This is a genomic window from Streptomyces sp. NPDC097107 (assembly GCF_044762405.1).
GTDB lineage: Bacteria > Actinomycetota > Actinomycetes > Streptomycetales > Streptomycetaceae > Streptomyces > Streptomyces thinghirensis.
The window spans coordinates 190,031-209,651 of sequence record NZ_JBIWEF010000004.1; the positions used below are offsets into that span (position 1 = coordinate 190,031).

Annotated in this window: 16 protein-coding genes; 7 read left to right on the forward strand and 9 right to left on the reverse strand. The window is 72.2% G+C overall.

The window, feature by feature from the left end:
* Positions 1 to 192: 192 nt before the first annotated feature.
* Together ACIQ1J_RS11065 and ACIQ1J_RS11070 are read right to left on the reverse strand one after the other, a co-directional pair.
* Positions 193 to 405 (reverse strand): hypothetical protein, encoded by a 213-nt coding sequence (locus tag ACIQ1J_RS11065; RefSeq protein WP_403556087.1) that lies wholly within the window; start codon positions 403 to 405, stop codon positions 193 to 195.
* A gap of 384 nt (positions 406 to 789) precedes the next feature.
* Positions 790 to 3,354 (reverse strand): helicase-associated domain-containing protein, encoded by a 2,565-nt coding sequence (locus ACIQ1J_RS11070; protein WP_403556089.1) that lies wholly within the window; start codon positions 3,352 to 3,354, stop codon positions 790 to 792.
* A 131-nt stretch (positions 3,355 to 3,485) separates the two neighbouring features.
* On the opposite strand from ACIQ1J_RS11070, the gene ACIQ1J_RS11075 reads away from it, so the two are divergent.
* On the forward strand, positions 3,486 to 4,526 hold the full coding sequence (locus tag ACIQ1J_RS11075) for a hypothetical protein (RefSeq protein ID WP_403556091.1): 1,041 nt from the start codon (positions 3,486 to 3,488) through the stop codon (positions 4,524 to 4,526).
* 30 nt (positions 4,527 to 4,556) lie between these two features.
* Complete coding sequence (locus ACIQ1J_RS11080) at positions 4,557 to 5,207, forward strand: HAD family hydrolase (protein WP_403556093.1); 651 nt, start codon at positions 4,557 to 4,559, stop codon at positions 5,205 to 5,207.
* Here ACIQ1J_RS11080 and ACIQ1J_RS11085 read toward each other — a convergent pair.
* Positions 5,168 to 5,434 carry a hypothetical protein gene (locus ACIQ1J_RS11085; RefSeq protein WP_403556095.1) on the reverse strand — a complete coding sequence of 89 codons (267 nt, stop codon included), beginning with the start codon at positions 5,432 to 5,434 and terminating at the stop codon, positions 5,168 to 5,170. The genes ACIQ1J_RS11080 and ACIQ1J_RS11085 overlap by 40 nt on opposite strands.
* Before the next feature lie 222 nt (positions 5,435 to 5,656).
* Here ACIQ1J_RS11085 and ACIQ1J_RS11090 point away from each other — a divergent pair, with 222 nt between their 5' ends.
* Complete coding sequence (locus ACIQ1J_RS11090; protein WP_403556097.1) at positions 5,657 to 7,294, forward strand: recombinase family protein; 1,638 nt, start codon at positions 5,657 to 5,659, stop codon at positions 7,292 to 7,294.
* A gap of 181 nt (positions 7,295 to 7,475) precedes the next feature.
* On the opposite strand, the gene ACIQ1J_RS11095 is transcribed toward ACIQ1J_RS11090, so the two are convergent.
* Positions 7,476 to 7,787: a hypothetical protein gene (locus ACIQ1J_RS11095; RefSeq protein WP_403556099.1), complete on the reverse strand. Its 312-nt coding sequence runs from the start codon at positions 7,785 to 7,787 to the stop codon at positions 7,476 to 7,478.
* 312 nt (positions 7,788 to 8,099) lie between these two features.
* On the opposite strand from ACIQ1J_RS11095, the gene ACIQ1J_RS11100 reads away from it, so the two are divergent.
* Both ACIQ1J_RS11100 and ACIQ1J_RS11105 read left to right on the forward strand, forming a co-directional pair.
* The gene (locus ACIQ1J_RS11100) at positions 8,100 to 8,411 is read left to right on the forward strand and encodes a helix-turn-helix domain-containing protein (RefSeq protein WP_403556101.1); all 312 of its coding nucleotides are present in this window, start codon (positions 8,100 to 8,102) and stop codon (positions 8,409 to 8,411) included.
* Positions 8,412 to 8,569: 158 nt separating this feature from the next.
* Entirely contained in the window at positions 8,570 to 8,953 is a 384-nt protein-coding gene (locus ACIQ1J_RS11105; RefSeq protein ID WP_053132946.1) for a cold-shock protein, read from the forward strand.
* 16 nt (positions 8,954 to 8,969) lie between these two features.
* On the opposite strand, the gene ACIQ1J_RS11110 is transcribed toward ACIQ1J_RS11105, so the two are convergent.
* From ACIQ1J_RS11110 to ACIQ1J_RS11125, 4 genes are read right to left on the reverse strand one after another with little or no spacing between them, the layout of a single operon-like run.
* Positions 8,970 to 9,848 (reverse strand): 1,4-dihydroxy-6-naphthoate synthase, encoded by an 879-nt coding sequence (locus ACIQ1J_RS11110; protein WP_403556103.1) that lies wholly within the window; start codon positions 9,846 to 9,848, stop codon positions 8,970 to 8,972.
* Positions 9,838 to 10,545, reverse strand: a complete 708-nt coding sequence (locus ACIQ1J_RS11115; RefSeq protein WP_403556105.1) for a futalosine hydrolase — start codon at positions 10,543 to 10,545, stop codon at positions 9,838 to 9,840. Before ACIQ1J_RS11115 ends, ACIQ1J_RS11110 begins: the two co-directional genes overlap by 11 nt.
* An 11-nt stretch (positions 10,546 to 10,556) precedes the next feature.
* Positions 10,557 to 11,045, reverse strand: a complete 489-nt coding sequence (locus ACIQ1J_RS11120; protein ID WP_247696843.1) for a DUF2771 domain-containing protein — start codon at positions 11,043 to 11,045, stop codon at positions 10,557 to 10,559.
* Positions 11,046 to 11,103: 58 nt separating this feature from the next.
* Complete coding sequence (locus ACIQ1J_RS11125; RefSeq protein WP_403556107.1) at positions 11,104 to 12,495, reverse strand: MFS transporter; 1,392 nt, start codon at positions 12,493 to 12,495, stop codon at positions 11,104 to 11,106.
* Between the two features lie 344 nt (positions 12,496 to 12,839).
* Between ACIQ1J_RS11125 and ACIQ1J_RS11130 the strand changes: the two genes are divergently transcribed.
* On the forward strand, positions 12,840 to 13,763 hold the full coding sequence (locus ACIQ1J_RS11130) for a DUF3027 domain-containing protein (protein WP_403556109.1): 924 nt from the start codon (positions 12,840 to 12,842) through the stop codon (positions 13,761 to 13,763).
* A gap of 194 nt (positions 13,764 to 13,957) precedes the next feature.
* A complete protein-coding gene (locus tag ACIQ1J_RS11135; protein WP_403556111.1) occupies positions 13,958 to 17,080 on the forward strand; it encodes a sacsin N-terminal ATP-binding-like domain-containing protein in 3,123 nt (1,040 codons plus the stop codon).
* A 111-nt stretch (positions 17,081 to 17,191) separates the two neighbouring features.
* On the opposite strand, the gene ACIQ1J_RS11140 is transcribed toward ACIQ1J_RS11135, so the two are convergent.
* A complete protein-coding gene (locus tag ACIQ1J_RS11140; RefSeq protein ID WP_403556113.1) occupies positions 17,192 to 19,594 on the reverse strand; it encodes an HAD-IC family P-type ATPase in 2,403 nt (800 codons plus the stop codon).
* Positions 19,595 to 19,621: the final 27 nt, after the last annotated feature.

Consider the following 19,621-nt stretch of genomic DNA (forward strand, 5'->3'; position numbering starts at 1 on the left):
CAGAAGGCTGAAGCCTCGAACGCTGTGAGGTGACCGCTCCGGAGCTCGGGCCCCTCCCGAAGCGTGTGCATCGCACCTGATCGTATGGACGATCAGCGGACCGTTCACGGGCGGCGCCCTCTCGCGTGCGTACGGCCGACAGCGACTGGACGGATCGGCCAAACGTCCAGTGGGCCCGATCGCGGCGCCGGGCTATCGGAGAGCGAGGTTGTTGATCAGCGGCCCCTCCCCCGTGACCCCCTCCGTGACCAGGGACTCCACGCCGGTGGACGGCAGGGGCAGCGGCAGCGCGGTGGCCTCGGGGGCGAGTGCCCCGAAGAGCGCCGCGGCGGTGATCAGGGCGGCGACGGAGACGGCGACGGCGGAACGGGCGGCGCCGTCCGGATCGGTGAGCTTGGAGCGCATGGCGTGCCTTTCGAAAGGCTGGGGGCCGGGAGGGAGAGGCGGGCCGGGCCCAGGGGGGCCCGGCCCGCCGTCAGAGGACGTGGAACGGGGCGTTCCAAGGGTGTTCAGCGAGTGGTCAGAGGGTCACGCCCCCACCGAGGTCGATGCCGACCGCGGCGGCCTCGGCGGCGAACGCCGCGATCAGCGCGGCGGTGGAGGTCAGGACAGTGGCGACTCGACGAACGGCACGCATCGGACGGTTCCTTCCGGTTCGGTGTGCAGGACACCCGGTGGCTGCCCGACCGCCGAAAAATCGATGCGGATTATGAAAAAAGCTCCCTCTCAGGTGCTAATCACCCGGCGTGGCGTGCATGATCCGGCCCGTACCCCCGAAAGAGGGGCCCGTCAGGTCGCGTCGTCGGCGAGTTCGGCCACGCCGGTGACCCGGTGCAGCGGATACGTGCGCACCTCGTCCGCCGTGTGGTCGTACGCCGTCACGAAGCCGCCCTCGACCCGGATCGGGGCGATGACGCGCTGGCTGGCGGAGCCCTCGGCGTTCACGTAGCCGATCCACAGCGCCTCGCCGGTCATGACGGCCGCCTGCATGGTGGCGAGGGTCTCGGCGGCGCCGGTACGGGGCAGCTCGCCCCCCGCCGCCGGGGCGCCCGCATCGCTCCCGGGGCCCGGCCTGCGCGGGGTCGTGGCGGCCAGGTCGCCGGCCCGGACGGCGCGGACCGCCGCCGTCAGGAGGGTGTCGTCGGGCACCGGCGGACCGTCCGGGACCGGCTCCGGTGCCGCCCGCGGCGGCGTGCGGTGGGCGGCGGCACGGGCGATCAGCACATCGCCCGCCGCGGACTCGGCGGCCGGCGCGAACCCCATCCCGCGCAGCCCCTCCAGCAGCGCCGCCGGGTCGGCCTGCGCGGCCAGCACGGTCGGCGCGAGCCGGCGCAGTCCGAGCCCGGAGGCCCGCTTGTCGGCGAGGATCTCGTCCAGCGTCGCGTCGTCGTCGCAGCGCACGTACGCCGAGGCCGCGCCCACCCGCAGCCGCCCGTGCCGCCGGGCCACGTCGTCGATCAGGTACGTGAGCGGCTGCGGCACCGGCGTGCGGGAGTGCCGGGCGAGGAAGGCGTGCAGGTCGGCGGCGGCCTGCCCGGCGTCCAGCGCGCGGCGCACCGAGCCCGGCGTGAACCGGTAGACGGTCGCCCCGCCCTTGGACTCCACGTCCGCGAGCACCCCGAGCACGTCGGCCAGCTCGGGCTCCAGCGGCCCCGGCGCCACCGCCGTCAAATCCGCCTGGAGCAGCACGTGGTCCAGCGGCTCGGGGAACAGCGGCGCGAGCAGCCGGGCGGCCCGCGCGGTGGCGGCGGCCTGCTCGGCGGGGCTCGGGGGAGCGGGGGCGGTCGGCGTGCGGTGGTGGACGGGGAGCTTGTCGCCCGGACCCTCGGGCTCCTGCGCCGGGTGCGGCGGCTCCGGCGCCCCGATCAGCGCCCGCCCCGGCGCCGCCAGCGCGCCGCGCCCGGTGACGCCCAGCAGCTCCGCCTCGGACAGCGTCCAGCGGGCCAGCCGGGTGCGCAGATCGTCGTCCTGGCCGTCCCGCCCGTCCCGCCGGGGCCCGCGCAGCGGACGCTCCCAGCGCAGCCGGGCCAGCACCGACTCCTCGGTGGGCGAGGCACCCTCGGGCAGCCCCGCCAGCAGGGCCAGCACCCGGTGCCGTACCTCCGGCGCCGCCGAACGGTCCAGGTTCGGGCCCAGCGCCGAGAGCGTACGGTCCTTCGCGTCCCGCTCGCCGACCACACCCGGCGTGCGGGTGGCCGTCAGCCACGTCCCGGCGAGCCGCGCCCAGCGCTCCGCGGTGGGCAGCTCCCGCCACTCGTCGTACGCCGGGGTCGCCGCGTACCGCTCATTGGCCTCACCGTCGGAGGCGATCAGCCCCGCCGCGTAGGCCAGCTCGACCCAGAACGCGGCCACCGGCTCGGGAACGTCCAGCGCGACGGCCGTCCGCTTCAGGTCACGCACGCTCAGCCCGCCGGCCCGCAGCACCACCGGACCGCCCTCGTCCCACTCCTTCAGCAGCTCCTCGACGGTCGCCAGCGCCGACAGGGCCTGCCCGGCGGCGGTGGCGTCCACAACCTGTGGACGGTGCGCGGCGGCGGCCTCCACCGGCGGCGGCACCGGCTCCGGCGTGCGGTGCGCCCGGCCCGCGCGCAGGTGCAGGGCGACCTCGCGGGGCAGGACGACCGTGCCGGGCGCGGTCGGCAGCAGCAGGCCGCTGTCCAGCAGGTGGCGCAGGTGAGCCGCAGGATCGTGGGTGACCTGGCCGTACGGCGGTCCCCACACCAGCCGGTCCAGCACCTCGCGGGACTCCTCGGGCAGGCCGGCGAGGAGTCCCGCCATCCGCCGCCGGTCGGTGAACAGCTCACCGAGCGCGGACACGGCGGAGACGGAGTCATGGGTCGAGGGCAGCCCGACGGCGGCCAGGATCTCCTGGATCCGGCCCGGCGACATCCCCGCCGTCGCCTCCCGCACACAGGGCCCGAGCCCCGTCGGAGAGGGGTGCTGCGGGGAGGGCGCGAGCAGCTCACGGGCGGTGCGCACCAGCCGCAGCCGGTCGTCGGCGCCCCACACCAGGGCCTGTTCGCGCAGGAGGGCGACGGCCCGGGGCAGGGTCGTCGCGACGACGGGGTCGCGCTCGTCACCGGCCATGAGCCGGAGCAGCTCGCCGTACGGCGCCGGGTCAGCCGCCACGGCCAGCGCCTCCGCCGTCTGCAGCGCGAACCGGTCCAGCCGCTCCAGCGCCCGTACGACCGAGGCCCGGGTGCCCGCCCGGGTGGCGAGCTGCGTGAGGTCCGTGGGCACGGGGGTGATGAGGTCGGGACGGCTGCGCAGGAGGGCGGCCAGCGAGACGTCGTCCCTGACGCGGAGCGCCTCCGCGAGGGACCGGGGGGCCGCGGACTTCTCCTCGGTGCTCATCCGGCCCACGTTAGCGGGTGGGTACGGCGGTGGGGTGCGCGCGCGGTCGCGCGGTGCGCGTCCGCCGCACCCGCAAGGATTCGGTACCTTCGTCCGACGGCGTACCACAACACACCGCCCCGGAGGGCTCCGTGGGGATCGAGAGCGACCAGGTCGTCTACGAGTACCTGAGCCGTGTCGGCGACGTGGCCCAGCAACGGCAGCTGCCGTCGGCCACTCGCATGCGGCTGGTCTCCGAGCTGCGCGACGAGATCGACCGGCACCGCGCCAGGACCACCGTGGACAGCCCCGCCGCCGTCCGCCGCATCCTGGACCGCCTCGGCAGCCCGGACGACATCGTCGGCGCGGCGGGCGGCACGAGCGGTGCCCCGCGGCCGCCGGTGCCGCCGCCCACCGCCGTCCCCGTACAGCGGGAGGCCGGGCCGCGGAAGGCGGAGCGGCTCAAGGGCCTGCGGCGCGCCGTACCGCGCCCCCGCCCGGCCGCGCCCGAGTCCGCGCCCGCGCCCGCCCCGCCGCACCTGGCGAGCGCGCACGAGCTGGGGGACAGCGCCGTCACGCGGCCGGACTGGTGGCGGGTGGACAACGGCCCGTTCGGGGGCGGCGTCGACAGCGTGCCGGGGTTCGTCGGCGGCGTGGAGATCCCGGAGCTGCTCAAGCCCCCGCCGCGGGACGAGGACGGGGCGGACCCGGCGGCCGGGAAGGGCCCGGCGGCCAAGAAGGACGGGACCGCCGGGAAGGCGGCCGCCGAGGTGGTGGCGGAGGCCGTGGAGCCGGTCGCCGGGGAGCCGGGCAAAGTCCCGCGCCGCCGCCTGCCCCGCCTGTGGCCCGAGGGCGGCTTGAACAACCCGCTGCTGCTGATCGCCGCCGCCCTGCTGGTCGCCGGCGCCGTCCTCGGCAGCCTCGTCCCGCTGGGCCTCGGCTGGCTGATCGCCTACCTCTCCCGCCGGCTCACCCCGGCCCAGTCGAAGTGGGCGGTACTGGGCCTGCCCGGTACGGTCGCCGCCGCCGGCGCCGTCTGGCTGTGGGGCCGCACGGAGGGCCGCTGGGGCGACCCGATCGCCGAGGGCCACATGAACGACGCCGTCGCCGGGACCTGGCCCTGGGTCCTGCGCAGCGCCGCCGTCGCCACGGCCCTGTACCTCCTCTGGCGCTCCCGCCGCCCCCGGGGCTGACCTGTCGGCCCGCCCGGCACAATGGGCCCCATGGCCTCCACGACCCGCCCCGCGCTCACCGTCGGCTTCGACCTCGACATGACGCTGATCGACTCACGCCCCGGCATCCGCGCCTGCTACCTGGCGCTGACCGAGCGGACGGGGACGTACGTCGACGCCGACCTGGCCGTCACGCGGCTCGGGCCGCCGCTGGAGGAGGAGCTGGCGCACTGGTTCCCGGCCGAGGCGATCGCCGCCACCGCCGACCTGTACCGGGAGATGTACCCGACGTACGCCGTCGCCGCCACGCCCGCGCTGCCCGGCGCCCGGGAGGCCATCGCCGCCGTACGCGAGGCGGGCGGACGGGCGATCGTCGTCACCGCCAAGTACGAGCCGAACGCCAAGCTGCACCTGGCCCACCTCGGCATCGAGCCGGACGCCGTGATCGGCAACCTGTGGGCCGAGCAGAAGGCGGTGGCGCTGCGCGAGCACGGCGCGGACGTGTACGTCGGCGACCACCTCGGCGACGTACGCGGCGCACGCACCGCAGGCGCCCACTCCGTCGCCGTGGCCAGCGGGCCGTGCAGCGCCGAGGAACTGCGCGCGGCCGGCGCCGACGTCGTCCTCGCCGACCTGACCGGGTTCCCGGAATGGCTCGCGGGCTACCGCGCCGGAGCCGGACCGGACGCGGCGCGCGCCTGACGCCGACCTGCCGCGATCGACCGGAACACCCCCGCACCGGCGATCAGGAAGCCCACTCCCATCAGCATGCTCAGTCCGAACATGTAGGTGGGAAAGGGCGTCGTCCCCAGAAAGAGCGGGGCCACCGTGACCAGTGTGGCCACGGTTCCGACGAAGAAGACGATCGCACCGGCACGGATCAGTCGGTCACCGGGCGCGGCGGAGTTCGTTTGGGTTTTGTCACGCACCCGACCAGGGTAGTTCCCAGGCCTGGGGAACGACCGGGGGACGTCTTGTCACCGGCCCGAAGACCATCAGCCTTGGTACCGGCGGGTCCGGACGACCCGCCCAAGTGCTATCAGAAGCCGTTTCCGAGCAGTTTTCCGACGAGTACGAGGACGAGGACAGACGTGCCTACCGGCAAGTGGGAGTCTGTCACCTAGGCACACAGAGAGCGCTACGCTCTCGGCATGCAACCGAACCTGCGCTACCTCGCCTGCCTCCGTCTGTCTGCCGACTCGGACGGCTCGACGTCCATCGAGTGGCAGCGTGGCGTGATCCGACACCACGTCTCTGCTCCCCACCTGTCCGGCAACCTCGTAGGGGAAGCAGAGGACACAGACGTCTCAGGCTCCTTAAGTCCCTTCAAGCGACCCAAACTTGGACGCTGGCTCACGTCCCGAGTCGATGAGTTTGACGTGATCATTGCAGCCAAGATGGACAGGCTTACCCGCCGCTCAATGCACTTCAATGAACTGTTGGAGTGGGCACAGGGGAACGGGAAATTCATTGTCTGCGTGGAAGAGGGCTTCGATCTTTCTACTCCCCAGGGGAAGATGATGGCGCGTATGACAGCCGTCTTCGCTGAGGCTGAGTGGGACACGATCCAAGCCCGGATTATCAACGGTGTACAAACGCGTCTGGAGAACCGTTCCTGGCTTACCGGTGCTCCGCCGACTGGTTATCGAATTAAGGTGGTTGAGGGAGGTAAGCGTAAGGTTCTGGAGATTGACCAGGGCTATGCCCCCTATGTGGAAGAGATTTTCTCTCGCATTCGTGAGGGGCAGTCAACGCACCGGATCGCGCGTGACTTCAACGCCCGTGGGGTTCTTACCTGGGGGGACTACATGCGGAAGTTGAAGGGTGAGGCCACTAAGGGAACACAGTGGCAATCCACAATTATCAACAAGTTCATCCGTTCCCCATGGGTACCTGGAATCTACACCTACAAGGGGGAGGCTGTATTGGATGACGACGGGGAGTTGGTGATTCTTCCTGAGAAGCCTCTGGCGTCCATGGGCGAGTGGACAGACCTGGTGGACCGGATCAAGCCCCTACCCAAGGCTCCTAATGCTTCAACGGGGAGCCGCAATGGAGCTAAGAGTCTCCTCTCCGGCATCGCTCACTGTGGGGAGTGCGGAGCGCCGGTTGCTTCTCTGCTGGGCTCCGGACATACGAGAAAGGATGGAACGAAGGTTCCTGGACACAGGTATTACCGATGCTCCAACAAGTTCAAAGGAGGCGCTTGCGTCAAGGGTCTCTATGTTCGTGCAGACGCACTAGACGCATGGGTTGACCAGGAGATCCGAGAAAGCGTTGGTAAGTGGGATATGTACGAGCGGGCTGTTGGCGGCCCCTCTCAGGTAAAGGAGCTCCAGTCGGCAAAGGCTCGACTGGAAAAGCTGGAGGCCGACTTCCTGGCAGGAGAATATGACGGAGAGGGGCAAGGGGAGTCCTACAAGCGTATGCATAAGAGCCTTTCCGGGAAGGTGGTTCTCCTGGCAAGGCAGGAAGAGGAAAGGTCGAATCCGACTCTGAAAGCCACTGGTAAGAAGTATGGGGAAGTCTGGGAATCTAAAGACCAGGAAGACCGTAGGGAGTTCCTGCGTACCTGTCGGATCAAGGTCTGGGCATGGAGCGACGGAGCCGAATCAACTGAAGGTCCCGGATACGCCTTGGACTTGGGTGACATCGAAACCATGGCTGAGGAACTTTTCCCCGACCGTATTGGAAAATACAGACTTCGGACAGTGTTCACCCATAATGTAGCGGCGGAGCAGAAAGACAGGGTATTGACTGAGTCCTTCCGGGTTCGGCGCAGAGGTTGACCTAAGGGCGAGCTGCCTCAACCTTTCACGGTCCACTAAGAGATCCGTTATTCGTCGTTCTGGCTCTCTGATCTCCAGGGGGCCAGTTCTCCAGTCTTCTGCTCCCAACGGCAATCCTGGCAATTGCCTGCCCTGCCGCCTTTGCGGCGAGCATCTTCCCTGAACATCCAGACAGGCAGTGTTAAAAGTCGAGTGCCTTGGCAGACTCAAACTTGAGTCGACCATCCTCGGTGATCTCCCAATACTCCAGACGCTCACTCTGGCTATCACCCTTACTCGGGTAAGTGTCATACCCTCCGGCAGTGACACGCCAGGAAAATAGAGAGGCGTGCAGTTCCAATGTGGCCCGGGCGGCAACCATAGCCTTCCAAGCCTTTTCCCATTCCAGGCATGCCGTATAAGCCTTCTCAGCTTCCTTTGGCCCCATGGCCTTCAGCTCGCCGAACAGAGCATTTGAATACTCCTGCTCAGCCTTGGCGGCCAGGACCTTCAAGCCTCTATCGTCCCCTTCTCCGGCCCCTTTTACCCATCTGGGGCCTCAGAGGCTTTCAGAGGCCCTCCTGAGCCTTCAAACCCGTACAACGTCGAAGGGCAGTGCTCCTGCGGTTCGTGTGCTGGACTCCCGCATGCATTACCCCCGGGGGTCTGCGACAGGGGGTGCAGGGGGTGTCTCACTGGCGTCTCAGAATCGATGGTTGAAGCGACACTCTCAGGACGTGGCCTAGATGCCCGTTTCACCCATGTTTGAGATGTCTCGAAAGTAGTCTCGAAAGTCCGCCAGGGCATCGACTTGTGAGACACCTTTGTGAGGCGCTCGGGGTGTGACGACGAAGCGGAGCAGGACCTCGCCGGTAGCTACTCCCCCAAGGGGGAGGGAAAGTTCTTCTTCACGATGATGGTCGCCTTTGCTGAACTCGAGAGAGACATGATCGTTGAGAGGGCCAGGGCCGGACTGGAAGCAGCCAAGGCGCAGGGGCGCACCCCGGGTAGACCCTCTGTGGTCAATGAGGACGTGATCGCAGCAGCCAAGGCAAGGAAGGTCAGGGGAGAGAGTGTCACTGCCATAGCCAAGGCTCTTGGAGTCTCCCGCGCGACTCTCTACCGGCACATCGGGTAACCCCTCACACTTCCCCACCACTTTGAGCCTCTGCCGACACAGGCAGGGGCTCAGTGTCGTTTTAAGGCGTGTTCCGGTGGAGAGACCCCCGGTAGGCTGTCTCAACGGCAGATCAAGGGTGTCCGGCCAGTCCGGGAGCGATCGAGGGAGCGTGTGCTTTGCCGACTGGCAAGGTCAAGTGGTTCAACAGCGAGAAGGGCTTCGGCTTCCTCTCCCGCGACGACGGCGGCGACGTCTTCGTCCACTCCTCGGTCCTCCCCGCCGGAGTCGAGGCACTGAAGCCGGGCCAGCGCGTGGAGTTCGGCGTCGTCGCCGGGCAGCGCGGCGACCAGGCACTGTCCCTCACCCTGCTGGACCCGGCCCCCTCGGTCGCGGCCGCGCAGCGCAAGAAGCCCGACGAGCTGGCGTCCATCGTGCAGGACCTGACCACCCTCCTGGAGAACATCACCCCGATGCTGGAGCGGGGCCGCTACCCCGAGAAGACGGCCGGCAAGAAGATCGCCGGGCTGCTCCGCGCGGTCGCCGACCAGCTGGACGTCTGACCCCGCACCCCACCCGTCAGGGAAACGCCAGCGCGTCCGGGCCGAGGGCCGGTACCAGTCCCTCGGCCGCCGCGCGGGTCAGCAGACCCCGCACCGCCGCGTAGCCGTCCTCGCCGAGGTCGGCCGTGAACTCGTTGACGTACAGCCCGATGTGCTGGTCGGCGACGGCCGGGTCCATCTCCTGCGCGTGCTCCATGACGTACGGCCGGGAGACCTCCGGGTCGCCCCAGGCCGCGCGTACGGAGGCCCGGACCGAGTCGGCGAGGCGGGTCAGCTTCTCCTCGCCCAGCGACCGCTTCGCGATGATCGCGCCGAGCGGGATCGGCAGCCCGGTGGTGTGCTCCCAGTGCTCGCCCAGGTCGGCGAGCTTGTGCAGGCCGTAGTTCTGGTACGTGAAGCGCGCCTCGTGGATCACGAGCCCCGCGTCGACCTTCCCGTCCCGCACGGCCGGCATGATCTCGTGGAACGGCATGACGACGATCTCACCGACCCCGCCGGGCACGGTGTCCGCCGCCCACAGGCGGAAGAGCAGGTACGCCGTCGAGGTCTCGCTCGGCACCGCGACCCGGCGGCCGGCCAGTCCCCCACCGCCGAAAGCGTGGGAGGCGCCCCCGGCCTCGGCCTCGCGCGTCAGCACCAGCGGCCCGCAGCCCCGGCCCAGCGCACCCCCGCAGGGCAGCAGGGCGTACTCGCCGAGGACGTACGGCAGCACGGCGTACGACACCTTCAGTACGTCGAACTCGCCGCGTTCGGCCATGCCGTTGGTGATGTCGATGTCCGCGAACGTCACGTCGAGGGCGGGGGCGCCGGGGACGCGGCCGTGGGCCAGGGCGTCGAAGACGAAGGTGTCGTTCGGGCAGGGGGAGTACGCGATCTGCAAGGAATCAGCGGTCATGTGGGTTCCAACTCGTGAGGACGGGTGCGAGCTTCCCGAAGGCGTCCGTCAGTGCCGCGAGCGCGTCGCCGACGCGCCAGGCGGCGCGGTCGCGCGGGCCGACCGGATTGGAGACCGCGCGCAGCTCCAGCACCGGCACCCCGTGCGCGGCGGCGGCCTCGGCGACGCCGAAGCCCTCCATGGCCTCGGCCAGCGCGCGCGGGTGGCGGGCGCGCAGCAGCGCGGCGCGTTCGGCGGTGCCGGTGACGGTGGATCCGGTGAGGACGGTGCCGGGGCGGGCGCCGGTCGCGGCGGCGACGGCGGCGACGAGGCCGGCGGGCGGCCGGTGGGTGACGGTGCCGAAGCCGAGGTCGGTGACCGGCAGGAAGCCGTCGGCCGTCTCGGCGCCCAGGTCGGCGGCGGTGATCTCGTCGGCGACGACGAGTGAGCCGACGGGCGCGTCCGGCCCGAAGCCACCGCCGATGCCGGCCGAGACGACCAGGCCGTAGGGCGCGGAGCCGAGGGCCGCGGCGGTCAGGGCGGCGGCGGTGGAGGCGGCGGCGAGAGCGGGGCCGACACCGGCGGCCAGCAGGTCGAAGCCGCCCGGGAGCCGGTGCAGGGCCACCCCGGGGCTCGACACCTCGGCGCCCGGCTCCGGGAACGCCCGAGCCACCGCGTCCCGTTCGACGGGGACCGCGGTGGCCACGAGGACGCGCATGGAGGACGTGGTCAGTCGTCCTTCTTCAGCTTGAAGGACCACAGACCGGTGGCCTCCTCGCTGTCGTCCTTGCCGTCGCCGGCCTTGATGGTGACGAGCGTCGAGTCGCCCTGGGCACCGTACTGGGCGTTGAAGAACACGCTGCCCGGGACGGTGCGGTAGGTGTTGTCCGTGTCGTCGGTCAGCTGCTGACCGTTCATCAGGATCGTCCAGCGCTCGTCGGCGACCTCCGGGTCCACACCGAAGCGCACCGTGTCGTCCGAGTTGACCGTGATGGACTCGACGGAGTCGTCCTGGAGGCACTTCTGGATCTCGGCGGTCTCCAGGACCTTGCCCTCGCCGCCACAGGTGGCCTCGGAGCTGACCGAGTCACTGCCGACGGTGACCGTCGCCATGGGCGTCGGCTGGTCACAGGCGGACAGCAGGAGCAGTCCAGCGGATACGGCGCCTGCGGCGGCGACGGCGCGGCGGCGTCGCACAGAGGATTGCAACGTGGTCATGGGCGAAGGCTATACGGCGCCTCCGGCCCGTTCCCCACCTGGGTACGGCGTGGCGTGGTCACGCCACCCTCGCTCGCGTCCGTCCTCCGTGCCGGGCGGAGTCGATCAGACCCCGTACGGTCGTCAGCCACCCGGCGGTGATGATCGCGGCGGCCACCGTCAGGCCCAGCGTGCCGTTCAGCGGCAGCACGATGCCCACCGCGCCGCCGAACACCCAGGAGACCTGGAGCAGGGTCTCGGAGCGCGCGAACGCCGAGGTGCGGACCTGTTCGGGCACGTCCCGCTGGATCAGCGCGTCCAGGGACAGCTTGGCCAGGGCCTGCGCGAACCCGGCGACCGCGGCCAGGCACGCCACCAGGACGGTGCTGAAGAACACCGCGGCCGTGACCGCCGTGCCCAGCACGATCGCGACGACCGTCACGATGATGATCTCCGGCGCGCGCGAGCGCAGCCAGGCCCCGACCGCCGTACCCAGCGCGTTGCCCGCACCGGCGGCGACGCCGACGATGCCCAGCGACACGGCCGCGCTCTGTCCGGACAGCGGGTGGACGCGCAGCAGGAAGGCCAGGAAGAAGATCAGGAAGCCGGACAGGCAGCGGATGCCGGCGTTGGCGGCCAGCGCGTGCGTCACCGCCGGGCCCACCGTGCGCAGCCCGGGCCGCTTGACCGGCTTGCGGTGCGGGCCGTGCAGATGCCGCTCGTCCGCGGCGAGCAGCGCCCGGTCCTCGCCGCGCGCCGAGTCCACCTTCGGGGGCAGCGTGAACGACAGGACGGTGCCCGCCACGAAGATCACGAAGGCGCCGTACAGCGGCCAGCGCGGCCCGACCTGCTGGAGCCCCGCCGCGATCGGCGCGGCGGCGCCGGTGGCGAGCAGCCCGCACAGCGTGACCCGCGAGTTCGCCTTGACCAGGGAGAAACGCGGCGGCAGCAGCCTGGGCACCACCGCGCTTCTGACCACGCCGTACGCCTTCGAGGCGACCAGCACGCCGAGCGCGGCCGGATACATCTGGATGCTGCCGCTGATCACCGCCCCGGACAGCACCAGCGCGAGCAGTGCCCGGGTGCCCATCGCGGCCGCCATCGCCGCCCGGCGGCCGTGCGGCAGGCGGTCCAGGAGCGGGCCGATCACCGGCGCGAGGAGCGTGAACGGCGCCATGGTGATGGCCAGGTAGAGCGCGACCCGGCCGCGCGCCTCGTCGGTGGGCACGGAGAAGAAGACGGTGGAGGCGAGGGCCACGGTGATCATGACGTCGCCGGCGCCGTTCACCCCGTGCAGCTCGATCAGCTTGCCGAGGCCGGACTCGCCCGCGCCGTGCGCGTGCGTCGCCTTGCGGATGCCGCGCGCGGTCCCCGTCACCGGCAGGCGCAGGGCCCGGCCGACCGCACGGAACCGGGAGCCGGGGCCGCGCCTCCGGCTCCCGCCCTTGAACTCCGTCCGTGCGGCTGCCACCCCGTCATAGTGCCCCGAGAGCGGGGGATATAGCGTCCATACGGCACGGATGGCGGTGATCGAGTCGGGCGACACCGACCCCGTCACGGGCGGGGAACGCGGGTCCGTACCCCGCCGAAACTCCCGTCGGTGTAGGCCCAGCGCACATGAGCAGGTAGCGTGCCTAGCGCGCCGTGGCGAACGTTCTCGGCCGCGCGCCTTACGGCCATCCCGCAGAATGGATGACGTAGGTGTGCCCGAGCGCGATCGGGCGCGGACGTCGACGCGGTCCACAGGTCCGCTCCGTCCGCCCCTCGCAGGCAGCGGTGCACTCGTGAGACGGCGTATGGAGAGAAGCGATACCTGTGAGCGCAGCGACAACGCGAAGCCGCACCCCTGACCGTCTGTGCGCCGAGGCCGTCGACCTCGCCCGCGCCGCAGCCGAGGAGGCCGCCGCACCAGGCGTCGTCGGCGAGCACGAGGGCGTGGTGTCGGAGGGCGACCGGGTCGTCACGCACCACTTCGCCTGCAAGGAGCTGGGGTACCGCGGCTGGCGCTGGGCCGTGACCGTGGCCCGTGCCTCCCGCGCCAAGATCGTCACGGTGGACGAGGCGGTACTGCTGCCCGGCCCGGACGCCCTCCTCGCCCCCGAGTGGGTGCCGTGGAGCGAGCGGCTGCGCCCCGGCGACATGGGCCCCGGCGACCTGCTGCCCACCGACGCGGAGGACCTGCGGCTGGAGCCCGGCTGGACCGGCGAGGACGAGCCGCCGCCGAACTCCGCCGTCTCCCACGAGATGGCCGAACTGGTGGAGGCGGAGGACGCCGAGGTCACAGCCGGACCGCCCGCGGAGCTGTCGTCCGTCCCGGCCCGCGGGTCGATCTCGGCCGTCGCCGAGGAACTGGGCCTGCGCCGCACCCGGGTCCTGTCCAGGTACGGCCTGCATGTCGCCGCGGACCGCTGGGAGGAGGGCTTCGGCCCCAAGACCGCGATGGCCCAGGCGGCGCCCGCGTCCTGCGAGAGCTGCGGCTTCCTGGCCCGGATCGGCGGCTCGCTGGGGCAGGCCTTCGGCGTGTGTGCCAACGAGTTCTCCCCGGCGGACGGACGCGTGGTGTCGCTGGCCTACGGGTGCGGCGGGCACTCCGAGGCGGCGGTCATGCCGAAGCCTCCGCGGGTGGCTCCGCCGGTGATCGACGAGACGCGGGTCGATCCCTTCCCGCTGCGGCCGGCGCCGGACTCCGGGTCGGTGTCGGTGGCCGAGGACGAGGCGGCGGATCTCGGGCACTCGTAGGGGCGGCGGGTTCGCGGGTGCGGGTGCGTGCTGGCTCGCGTGGGCGGGGGCTGCGCCCTCGCGTGCGCGGGACCGCGCCCCGGGCCCCTTTTCGGCCTTGACGGCCTCGTCCTTGGACGCCGGACGGGCCGAGTGTCCTGATCGCCCGCAGCAGGGGGCGGTACCTTCATGGTCCGTCGATGAGGAGAGTCACCGTGAGCATGTACGTGCGGCCTGCCGCCGAGGGCGCCGATCCGTTCGGTACGGCACGTCTGCGGCGCGGGGTGCTGGACGCCTGGGCGACGAGCCCGGCCCGGTTCCGTGAGGACGCCAACGCGGAGGAGGACCTCGTCCTCGGCGGCTACCGCGACCGGCTGGTCGTCGAACTCGCGCAGAACGCCGCCGACGCCGCCGCACGGGCCGGTGTGCCCGGCCGGCTCCGGCTCACCCTGCGCGACGGTGTCCTGGTCGCCGCCAACACCGGCGCCCCGCTGGACGAGGCCGGCGTCGAGTCGCTTTCCACCCTGCGCGCCTCCGCCAAGCGCGACGCCGGGGACAGCGCGGTCGGCCGGTTCGGGGTCGGCTTCGCCGCCGTCCTGGCCGTCACCGACGAGCCCGCCGTCGTCGGCCGGCACGGTGGTGTGCGCTGGTCCCTGGCCGAGGCCCGGGGCCTGGCCGCCGACACCGCGCTGCACAGTCCCGGCCTGGGGGACGAGGTCCGGCGGCGCGACGGGCACGTCCCGCTGCTGCGGCTGCCGTTCCCCGCCGAGGGCACGGCGCCCGGCCCCTACGACACGGCCGTCATCCTCCCGCTGCGCGACACGGCCGCCGCCGACCTCGCCGAACGGCTCCTGCACGCCGTCGACGACGCGCTGCTCCTCGCCCTGCCGGGTCTGGAGGAGGTCGTGGTGGAGGTGGCGGACGACGTGCGCACGCTGGGCCGCCGCACCGAGGGCGCCCTGACCGTGGTGGACGACTCCCGGGAGGGCGTCACCCGTTGGCGCACCGCCGCCGCGCACGGGCCCCTCACCCCCGACCTCCTCGCCGACCGGCCCGTGGAGGAGCGGCTGCGCCCCCACTGGTCCGTGACGTGGGCGGTGCCCGTGGACGCGGACGGCGGCCCCGGACGCCCCCGCACCAGCCCCTTCGTCCACGCGCCCACGCCCAGTGACGAGCCCCTCGGCGTGCCCGCGCTGCTCATCGCCTCCTTCCCGCTGGACTCCACCCGCCGGCACGCCGCGCCCGGCCCGCTGACCGACTTCCTGACGGAGCGGGCCGCGGACGCCTACGCCGGGCTCCTCGCCGACTGGCGGCCGGTGGCGACCGGCCTCATCGACCTGGTGCCCGGCCCGCTGGGCAAGGGCGAGCTGGACGGGGCGCTGCGGCAGGCGATCCTCGAACGGCTGCCGCGCACCTCCTTCCTGCCGCCCGCCGCCGAACCGCGCGAGGACGACCCCGACCTGCCCGAGTCCCTGCGGCCCCGCGACGCCGAAGTGGTGGAGGGCGCGGGCACCGACACCGTGCGGGTCCTCGCCGAGGTGCTGCCGACGCTGCTCCCGGCCGGTCTGGAGCGCCGCGCGGAGCTGCGCACGCTCGGGGTGGCCCGGGTGCCGCTGACCGACGCGATCGACCGGCTGGCCGGGCTGGAGAAGGCCCCCGGGTGGTGGCGGCGGCTCTACGACAGCCTCGCCGGGGTCGACCCCGACCGGCTGACCGGGCTGCCCGTCCCCCTCGCAGACGGCCGCACCACCATCGGCCCCCGGCAGGTGCTCCTGCCCTCCCCGGACGCCGCCTCCCTCGATCCGGAGGTCCTGACCCGCCTCGGCCTGAAGGTCGCCCACCCGGACGCCGCCCACGGCCTCCTGGAGAAGCTCGGCGCCCTCCCGGCCACCCCGCGTGCCGTGCTCACCGCCCCGCAGGTCCGGGCCGCGGTCGCCGCCTCCCTGGAGGACGACGGCGGCACGAACTGGGAGGAGGACACGCTCGACGCCGACGAACTGGCCGACACCGTCCTCGGCCTGGTCCGCGACGCCGGACTCGACGCCGGGGACGAGCCCTGGCTCGGCGCGCTCGCCCTGCCCGACGAGGACGGAGAACTCTCCCCGGCGGGCGAACTCGTCTTCCCCGGCGGCCCGTTCGCCCAGGTCATGCGCGAGGACGAACTCGCCGCCGTGGACGCGGAGCTGGCCGATAAGTGGGGGCCGGAGCCCCTGGCCGCCTGCGGGGTGCTCGTCACCTTCGCTCTAGTCCGCGCCACCGACGTCGTCCTCGACCCGGACGAACTGGAACCCCGCGACGGCGACTTCGCCGAGCCGGACGACGCGGGCCTGCTGGACGCCGTGGACGTGTGGAGCGAGGACATCCTCGACCGCTTCCCGGACAGTCCCGTCCCGCCGGTGGCCACCGAGATCGTCGCCGTGCGCGACCTGGACCTCGTGGACGACGACCGGTGGCCCGAGGCCCTCGCCCTGCTGTCGCGGCCCCCGCTGCGCGACGCGCTCGTCCAGTCCGTGCGCATCCTCCTGCCCGACGGCACCCACGAGGTCGTACGGCCGTACACCGCGTGGTGGCTGCGCGGGCACCCGGTGCTCGGCGGACGCCGTCCGGCCGGTCTGCGCGCGGCCGGCGGCGACCCGCTGCTGCGGGGCCTGTACGACGAGGCCGACGCCACCGGCTTCGAGGACGAGCAGGTGCTGCGGGCGCTGGGCGTGCGCACGTCGGTGGCCGCCCTGCTCGACGAACCCGGCGGCGCGGCGGAGTTGCTGGACCGTCTCGCCGACCCCGGCCGCCCGGTCACGGCCGCCCAACTGCACGCCCTGTACGGCGCGCTGGCCGAACTGGACCCGGAGCAGGTCACCCTGCCGGACGAGGTGCGGGCCGTGGTCGACGGCCGGGTGGAGGTGGTGGACGCCGCCGACGCGGTGGTCGTCGACTCACCGGACCTGCTGCCCTTCACGTCCGGCGTCCCGCTGCTGCCGGTACGCCCGGCCCGGGCCGCCGGGCTGGCGGAACTGTTCCAGGTGCGGCGGCTGAGCGAGTCCGTCACCGGCGAGGTGGACTCCGAGGGCGTCGAGCACGGCGTACCGGAGCCGGTGCGGGTGCTGCTCGGGGCGCGGACCCCGGCGTCGTACGTGGAGCACGAGGAACTGGTCGTCGACGGTGTGGAGATCGACTGGCGGCTGACGGCCGACGGGGCGTTGCACGCGGCGACGCTGGAGGGGGTGGCGGCCGGGCTGGCCTGGGCGGCCGGTCAGTGGCCCCGCCGCTTCGAGGTCGCGGCACTGCTGGAGGACGAGTCGCGCACGGAGGAACTGGCCAGGGACCGCTGGTTCGACTGAGGGCCGAGGAGTGTCCCGAAGGGGCGCGGGGCGGTGTTCGACACGCGGCTCCGCCGCGCGGGCGCGACCAGCCACGACCGCGCCGCGGCGAGTCACGGACCGAGTAGGCCCTCACGCCGGAAACCGCCGGTCCACCCACCTCCAGGTCAGTTCCAACAGTCCCGCCCCGGCCACCGCGATGCCGACGGCGGTCCACGGCATCGTCACGCCCACCAGCTTCAGCGCGAAGAAGTCCTGCAGCCACGGCACCGCCAGCACCACCACGAAGCCCAGGCCCATCGTCGCCACCAGCGCCACCCGCCACCACGTGTAGGGGCGGGCGATGATCGCCAGCACCCACATCGAGACCAGGAACAGCGTCAGCGTCGCCGCGCTGGTCTCCGCGTCCAGCGCCCCCGGCCCGGAGTAGTGCTGCCGGGCGACGAGGTACGTCGTGAAGGTCGCCGCCCCGGCCAGCACGCCGCCCGGGATCGCGTACCGCATCACGCGCCGTACGAAGTGGGGCCGGGCCCGTTCCTTGTTCGGGGCGAGGGCCAGGAAGAAGGCGGGGACGCCGATGGTGAGCGTGGAGAGCAGGGTGAGGTGGCGGGGCAGGAACGGGTACTCGACCTGTGAGCAGACCACCAGGATCGCCAGCAGCACCGAGTACACGGTCTTCACCAGGAAGAGGGTCGCGACCCGGGTGATGTTGCCGATGACCCGGCGGCCCTCGGCCACCACCGAGGGCAGCGTGGCGAAGCTGTTGTCGAGCAGCACGATCTGCGCGACCGCCCGGGTGGCCTCCGATCCGGAGCCCATCGCCACCCCGATGTCGGCGTCCTTGAGCGCCAGGACGTCGTTCACGCCGTCGCCGGTCATGGCGACCGTGTGGCCGCGCGACTGGAGGGCGCCCACCATGTCGCGCTTCTGCTGCGGGGTGACCCGCCCGAACACCGTCCCCCCGTCGAGCGCTTCGGCCATCTCCTCCCGCTCGGCGGGCAGCCGGCGCGCGTCGACGGTGGCGCCGGACAGCCCGAGCTCGGCGGCCACCGCGCCGACCGACACCGCGTTGTCCCCGGAGATGACCTTGGCGCGGACGTCCTGGTCGGCGAAGTAGCGCAGGGTGTCGGCGGCGTCCGGGCGCAGCCGCTGCTCCAGGACGACCAGGGCGGTGGGCGTGGCGCCCTCGGCCACCGAGGGGTCGTCCAGGTCGCGGGCGGCGCGGGCGAGCAGCAGTACGCGCAGCCCCCGCTCGTTGAGCCGCGTGGTCTCGGCGAGCGCGGGGTCGTCCTCGGCCAGCAGCACGTCGGGCGCGCCCAGCAGCCAGGTGCCGAAGGCGCCGTCGCCCTCGACGAGGGTGGCGCCGCTGTACTTCCGGGCGGAGGAGAAGGGCAGGGACTCGGTGCAGCGCCAGTCCCCGGCGGCTTCGGCGGCCGGGTAGGCGTCGATGATCGCCTGGAGGGAGGCGTTCGGGCGCGGGTCGGACCCGCCGAGGGCGCCGAGCACCGTACGGACGTAGTCCTCGTCGGCGCCGTCGAGCGGGCGCAGTCCGGTGACGTCCATGCCGCCCTCGGTGAGGGTGCCGGTCTTGTCCAGGCAGACGGTGTCGACGCGGGCCAGGCCCTCGATGGCGGGCAGTTCCTGGACGAGGCACTGCTTGCGGCCGAGCCGGATGACGCCGATCGCGAAGGCGACGGAGGTGAGCAGGACCAGGCCCTCCGGGACCATGGGCACGATGCCGCCGACCGTCCTTGCGATGGAGTCGTCCAGCTCGTTGTCCTTCGCGACCAGCTGGCTGAGGATCAGGCCGATGGCGGCCGGGACCATCATCCAGGTGACGTACTTCAGGATCGTGGAGATGCCGGAGCGCAGCTCGGACTGGACCAGGGTGAAGCGGGAGGCCTCCTCGGCGAGCTGCGCCGCGTACGCCTCGCGCCCCACCCTGGTCGCCCGGAACGCGCCGCCGCCCGCGACCACGAAGCTGCCGGACATGACCTGGTCCCCCGGCTGCTTGACGACCGGGTCGGCCTCGCCGGTCAGCAGCGACTCGTCGATCTCCAGCCCGTCCGCCCCGACACACACCCCGTCGACGACGACCTTGTCCCCGGGCCCGATCTCGATGACGTCGTCCAGCACGATCTCCGAGGTGCTGACCTCGGTGGCCGTCCCGTCCCGGCGCACGGTCGGGCGGACCTCGCCGATCAGCGCCAGGGAGTCGAGGGTCTTCTTCGCCCGCCATTCCTGGACGATGCCGATGCCGGTGTTGGCGAGGATCACGAAGCCGAACAGGCTGTCCTGGATCGGCGCGACGAACAGCATGATCACCCAGAGCACGCCGATGATCGCGTTGAACCGGGTGAAGACGTTGGCACGGACGATGTCGGCCAGTGAGCGGCTGCTGCGCACCGGGACGTCGTTGACCTGACCGCGCGCGACCCGTTCGGCGACCCCGGCCGCGGTCAGTCCGGTCGCGGGGGAAAGGGCGTGTACGGGGTCCGCGGGGTCTAGTCGGTCGTCCGCGTCGAGATGCGTCATGCGTTCGACGGTAAGGGCGGATTTACG